Origin of the sequence: Phormidium pseudopriestleyi FRX01 (genome assembly GCF_017313335.1) — a bacterium.
GTDB lineage: Bacteria > Cyanobacteriota > Cyanobacteriia > Cyanobacteriales > Laspinemataceae > Laspinema > Laspinema pseudopriestleyi.
This window is the reverse complement of record NZ_JAFLQW010000488.1, coordinates 1-5,658: the sequence shown is the minus strand read 5'-3', so window position 1 is coordinate 5,658 and position 5,658 is coordinate 1. Positions and strand designations below refer to the sequence as shown.

The 5,658-nt window shown below is 49.5% G+C and carries 6 protein-coding genes; 4 read left to right on the top strand and 2 right to left on the bottom strand.

Features of this window, described 5'->3' with window-relative positions:
• Positions 1-140 precede the first annotated feature (140 nt).
• The gene (locus J0895_RS18685) at positions 141-2,054 is read right to left on the bottom strand and encodes a protein phosphatase 2C domain-containing protein (RefSeq protein ID WP_207089515.1); all 1,914 of its coding nucleotides are present in this window, start codon (positions 2,052-2,054) and stop codon (positions 141-143) included.
• Between the two features lie 276 nt (positions 2,055-2,330).
• On the opposite strand from J0895_RS18685, the gene J0895_RS18680 reads away from it, so the two are divergent.
• Together J0895_RS18680 and J0895_RS18675 are read left to right on the top strand one after the other, a co-directional pair.
• A complete protein-coding gene (locus tag J0895_RS18680; protein ID WP_207089516.1) occupies positions 2,331-2,804 on the top strand; it encodes an NfeD family protein in 474 nt (157 codons plus the stop codon).
• 154 nt (positions 2,805-2,958) lie between these two features.
• The gene (locus tag J0895_RS18675) at positions 2,959-3,912 is read left to right on the top strand and encodes an SPFH domain-containing protein (RefSeq protein WP_207089514.1); all 954 of its coding nucleotides are present in this window, start codon (positions 2,959-2,961) and stop codon (positions 3,910-3,912) included.
• A gap of 59 nt (positions 3,913-3,971) precedes the next feature.
• Here J0895_RS18675 and J0895_RS18670 read toward each other — a convergent pair whose 3' ends face one another.
• Positions 3,972-4,373, bottom strand: a complete 402-nt coding sequence (locus J0895_RS18670; protein ID WP_207089513.1) for a Fur family transcriptional regulator — start codon at positions 4,371-4,373, stop codon at positions 3,972-3,974.
• A 158-nt stretch (positions 4,374-4,531) separates the two neighbouring features.
• On the opposite strand from J0895_RS18670, the gene purS reads away from it, so the two are divergent.
• Positions 4,532-4,816, top strand: coding sequence for a phosphoribosylformylglycinamidine synthase subunit PurS (purS, locus tag J0895_RS18665; protein ID WP_207089512.1), 285 nt, complete (start codon positions 4,532-4,534; stop codon positions 4,814-4,816).
• A gap of 4 nt (positions 4,817-4,820) precedes the next feature.
• The gene (gene purQ / locus J0895_RS18660) at positions 4,821-5,522 is read left to right on the top strand and encodes a phosphoribosylformylglycinamidine synthase subunit PurQ (RefSeq protein WP_207089511.1); all 702 of its coding nucleotides are present in this window, start codon (positions 4,821-4,823) and stop codon (positions 5,520-5,522) included.
• Positions 5,523-5,658 lie beyond the last annotated feature (136 nt).

The following is a 5,658-nucleotide window of genomic DNA, read 5'->3' as shown; positions in this document are numbered from 1 at the left end:
CGGAAAATACGATAGGGCGCTACATTAACGACCCTCATCATGGTTGGACTACAGTGTAGGCGGTTAAAACCGCTCGTGTGGGCTTTCCACCTCGGTCTGAAGACACGAGGCTACCAGCCCTACCGTGTTTCTCTGGTGTTTTATTCCTGTTGGAAAATTCTCTCACGGAGTTGAGTGAGTCCTCCTGAGTCGATTTGCCACCAGGCGGCAAAACCTACAACTGCACTGATCAGGGTGACGGCGACTAGGAGGGCGATGGTTTGCTTAAGGGTTAATCCAGTACGATCGCCCTTGGACTGGCGGCGATGGCCCTCTGAGGGGTCTTCGTCTTCATAAAGTAGAGCTTTGGAGGCATCGGAAAGTTCATCCTCGGATAATCCCGTGGGGGGGAGTTGATTGGGGTCGAACAAGACCAGTTTTTCTGGAGAGATGCGGCAATAGGAGAGCACCACAGAAACATTATCATGGCCGTTCTTTTCATTGGCCAGATCCACCCACCATTGGGCCGCTGTTTCTACGGAAATTGCCCCGCTAAACAGATCATGGGCGCAATCGGACCAAAATTGCTCGACGCGATCGTGATCGCTTAATCCGTCGGAACACAGTAGCAGCAATCCATCTTCTTCTAGGAGAAACCGCTGAATTTGGGGGCGCAATAAGTCCCCTTCCCGGGTTCCTAGGGCTTGGGTGAGCGCCCCTGCGTCCCTTCTTCGGATGGATTGGGAATAAGGGGCGCGACCGAGGCGGACCTCTCGGGAGGCGACATCATCATCCACGGTGAGTTGTTGACAAGAGTTGGGAGTAATCCAGTAGGCGCGACTATCGCCAATCTGAACGACATACAGTTCATGGGCGTTGGCAAATTCTTGACCACTGGGGGTGGTGACTTTTTGGGGGAGTTGCAGGGTCATGACTAGGGTGGTCCCCATGCGCTGTCGGGAAGCCCGTCCTTGTTTGTCATTTTGGGCGGCGATCGTGTTGTTGACGACGCGCAAAATGGCCTCTAGTTGTTCGCTGACGACGGAGGGCATGGCGAGTCCCGGTTCTTCGGCAATTTCCCTCATCAGGGCTTGAATGGGCAGTTTAAGGGCTTGGACCGCTAGTTGACTGGCGACTTCCCCCCCTTCGTGTCCTCCGACGCCATCACAGACAACGGCTAAGTGATTGAGGAGGGGATGGGTATGGGGTTTATCGGTTTGGGCGATGTCGTTGAGGGTGGGGTAGCAGGAATCTTCGTTATGGTGGCGATTGGGTCCTGAGTCGCTGACTCCGGCGACACGCAGACGCAGGGGTAATTGGGCGGTGAGTTCGAGGAGGAGTTGGTTGACTTGGGGGGCGATCGCCTGGAATTCGGCATTGGGACGCCGCATTTGTTTGCCAATTTCTTGGAGGCGATCGCCCACTGGGGCGGCTACTTTTCCCGCCCAAGTTAACCAGTGATAGCCTAAATCTTGTAAATCGGGTTGGGTAATTAAACTGGCATCACCATAGAGTTCTCGCAACCAAATCCGTGACCCCTGGACCCGGATATTATCGGCTTTGAGTAAGCTGGAGGCAACGCCCAATTCTACTAAGGGCGTCCAGAGTTGCAGAATTTGCCATAACCAATAGACTTGGCGGACTGGGGCAGTCTGGGGCCAGAGTTCCAACATTCCCGGATAGAGGGTGGCGGTGTTTCCATCCACGGGGACATTATCGAGTAATAACAGATTGGCCGCGTTGGACCCTTCCCCGAGGGGACAAAACCCATAGACCTCGGGTATGTGAAGTCGATGGGGATATAATTGAAGATAGGCTAGAATCGCCTCGGGCAATGTCTCTGGAACGAAGGGGGCCAAGGCGGGTTGAGTATCAAGCCAAATTTGGGGACTCACTACTCGGTAGCGATCGCCGATGAGTTCGCCAATGGGATACCGGGCTGCTGCGGAACCGACCGCCCACAAGTAGCGATACAGCAAGGGGGTTTGACAAGCATCACAGAACCGATTTCCCACGGGGTTTTCGGGCTGGGTACAGGTTGGATTCGGACAATAGAGTGGCTCAGAACTGCTCATAATCTCTGCGTGCAATGACAGTATGAAAAGAAGTCGATCGTTTATGGCGATCGGTCCAAAGCCAGCCTACACTGGTTGTAGCTACTCCAAACAGCCTCGACAGCTACAGTGCCGCCAGTCGGGGAACGCCAATGGCGATATTTTGGGGAGTTGATGAACCAGGGGTCGGTGGATTGGGGAGGAAGACCCCATTAATTTTATCCCGAACCCCGTCAAATCGGCGATCGCGACGGAAACAAAATCTAGTAATCTATCTTAACCTTGGAAGAAGACGTTATGGCATTTGACCCCATCTCTGCCATTCTCCTGTTTTTCAGCCAGCTTAATCCAGCAGTCTTATGGTTAGCCGTTGGCATCATTCTCTGTGCGATGGAACTGGTTCTCCCCACTGCCTTTGTGGAATTTTTGCCTGGAGTCAGCGCCTTAATTGTTGCCGGACTCTCTCTATTTATTCCCAATTTTTTCATTCAGGTGATTTTATGGGTGGGACTCTCTGCTGCCTTTATTGTCCTCTCCAGACGGTTTTTGTCAAAGCAAAAATTACCCCACTCCCTAGCGGAGGCACAGGAGGCGCAAACCTTAACGGCAATCCCTCCAGGAGAGGCAGGAAGGGTAATATATGATGGGAACTCTTGGCGGGCTAAATGTTCGGATCCAGAACAGGCGATCGCCCCCCATCAACCTGTCTTTGTCGTCGGACGCCAAGGCAATACGTTGATTGTCATTCCTGAGCATCTGTTGCAGTCATAAATTTACCCGAAATGGACAGGGAGGAATGCTCAATTTAATCTGTAGCAATCAGTTAGAATAATTTAAAGGCAATTAGTTGATGCTACGGTTACCTTTGACCATGATTTGATAGTTTCAATTTGAGCCAACTTCAACTTTAATTTGGAGGTTTACGGTGGAACAATTCATCTTTATTATATTTTTGGCCCTCGGGGGTTCTGCCCTAGCTGGTAGTGTCAAAATTATCAATCAAGGAAATGAAGCATTGGTTGAAACATTAGGAAAATATAACGGCAGAAAACTAGAACCTGGATTGCGATTACTCACCCCATTTTTGGATAAAATCGTCTACAAAGGAACGATTCGCGAAAAAGTATTAGACATCCCACCTCAACAATGTATTACTCGGGATAATGTTTCCATTAGTGTGGATGCAGTGGTCTACTGGCGGATTATGGACATGGAAAGAGCCTACTACAAAGTAGAAAATCTCCAGTCTGCAATGGTGAACCTAGTCCTGACTCAAATTCGCTCAGAAATGGGTAAGCTAGAACTGGACCAAACCTTTACCGCCCGGTCCGAAATTAACGAAATTTTATTGCGAGAATTAGATGTTTCCACGGACCCTTGGGGGGTGAAAGTCACCCGGGTGGAACTGCGGGATATCGTCCCATCTAAAGCGGTGCAAGATTCGATGGAATTGCAAATGGCCGCAGAACGTCGCAAACGGGCCACTATTTTAACCTCAGAAGGGGAACGGGAATCGGCGGTTAATAGTGCTAGAGGCAAAGCAGAGGCGCATATTTTAGATGCAGAAGCGCGTCAAAAAGCAGTGATTCTTGATGCAGAAGCGCAACAAAAGACAATTGTTTTAAAAGCGCAAGCGATACGTCAAGAACAAGTTCTGAAAGCTCAAGCGACTGCAGAAGCACTGCAAATTATCACTAAAACTCTCAAAACTGACCCAGATACTCGGGAATCTTTACAGTTTTTAGTCGCTCAACAATATATGGAGATGGGATTAAAAATTGGTGCGAGTGAAAGCAGTAAAGTGATGTTTATGGACCCGCGCACTATTCCCGCTACCTTGGAAGGAATGCGATCGATTGTTAGCGACCAAGAACGGTAAGGGTGGGGGGAATAGTTTGGGAAAATAACCCCTTCAGGGGTTATCCCCAAGAACTCAACTTAAACACCGCCATTTTGTTGCAATAAATGACATTTATCGCAAAGTCCAAAAAACTCTAAGGTATGGTAAAATATCTTAAATTGGTGAGCCTTTTCTAATTCGACTTCTAACTGATGAACTGGACATTCATCCAGGGGAATTGATATCCCGCATTGCAAACAAGTCAGATGATGCCGGTCCTGCTTTAGGCAACTATAAAGGGACTCTCCATTTGCCAAGGTCCGCACCTGGACTAACCCTTCCAACTTCAACGCTTCCAAGGCGCGATAGACGGTGGCAAGACTGACGTTTTGGTTACGATGGCGCAACTCGACATAAATATCCTGCGCGGAAATAGAATCGTTGAGGGTTTTGAGGAAATTGAGAATGCGTTCTTGAGACCGGGTGCGTTTGACTGTCATGGGATTAGATTAACATCTGCATGGGTTAGTCTGGCCTACATTTCTGAAGTTAGACGAGGTTGAAGGTTGGAAAAAAGCCCGGATGTCAGTTTGGGGATTAAAATAAAAGATGCTGTGGCATCTAATGGCATTATTACCAGAAGTTAGGGCGGATTGTTGTGACTTTAAAGAAATATCAGGCTCATATCTATGTTACTCTGCGGCCTTCGGTTTTGGATCCGGCAGGGACTGCTGTGGAGTCGGGATTGCAGAAAATGGGCGATCGCAATGTGGAAGGGGTCAGAATTGGCAAATATGTGGAATTGACGATTACCTCGGAATCCCCTGAAGCAGCAACCCAACAACTCGATCGCATCTGTGACCAACTTTTAGCCAATCCCGTGATTGAGAACTATCGGTTCGAGTTAGTTGAAGTGGCAACTCTGATGAAGGCGGGGGCATAATACTGTGAAATTTGGAGTTGTAGTGTTTCCGGGTTCCAATTGCGATCGCGATGTGGCGTATGTCACTCAAGGATTACTCGACTGCCCCACCCGATTAGTCTGGCATCAGGAAACGGATATCTCGGATTTGGATGTGGTGGTGTTACCCGGTGGGTTCAGCTACGGGGATTATTTACGCTGTGGGGCGATCGCCCAATTTTCCCCAGTCATGCCTGAAATCATCAAACACGCCGAACAGGGTAAATTAGTCCTAGGCATTTGCAATGGGTTCCAAGTCCTCACCGAAGCGGGACTGCTACCTGGGGCATTAATTAGAAATCGCGACTTACACTTTATCTGCGATCGCGTCCCGATCAAGGTGGAAAATACCCGTCTCCCTTGGACTTCTCAATACCAATCCGGGGAAATCATCACCCTGCCGATCGCCCACGGGGAGGGCCGCTACTATGCCGATGCGGATACCCTCGCCCAACTTGAAGACAATGGACAGGTGGTGTTTCGCTATTGCAGTCCCGAAGGGGAGAGTAACCCGGAAAGTAATCCCAATGGGTCCTTAAATCAGATTGCCGGAATCTGCAATTCCCAGGGGAATGTCCTCGGCATGATGCCCCATCCCGAACGGGCATCGGACCCGATGTTAGGGAATACCGATGGGATGAAATTGTTTGAAAGTGTGTTAAACGCGGCGATCGCCGCAGTCCGATAACCCTTATGAGTTAGGAGTAGGTTAAGGGGATACCAAAGAGGACCTAATCCCCCTGCCCCCCTCTTACAAAAGTAGGTTTTTTACGTTTATGGTGATTCGCCTTACTATTAACTTCAGCGACGGTTCCCTCCCCTTG

Coding starts and splice junctions, on each gene's coding strand:
- J0895_RS18685 (WP_207089515.1), bottom strand. CDS start 2,054: ATGAGCAGTTCTGAGCCACTCTATTGTCCGAATCCAACCTGTACCCAG.
- J0895_RS18680 (WP_207089516.1), top strand. CDS start 2,331: ATGGCATTTGACCCCATCTCTGCCATTCTCCTGTTTTTCAGCCAGCTT.
- J0895_RS18670 (WP_207089513.1), bottom strand. CDS start 4,373: ATGACAGTCAAACGCACCCGGTCTCAAGAACGCATTCTCAATTTCCTC.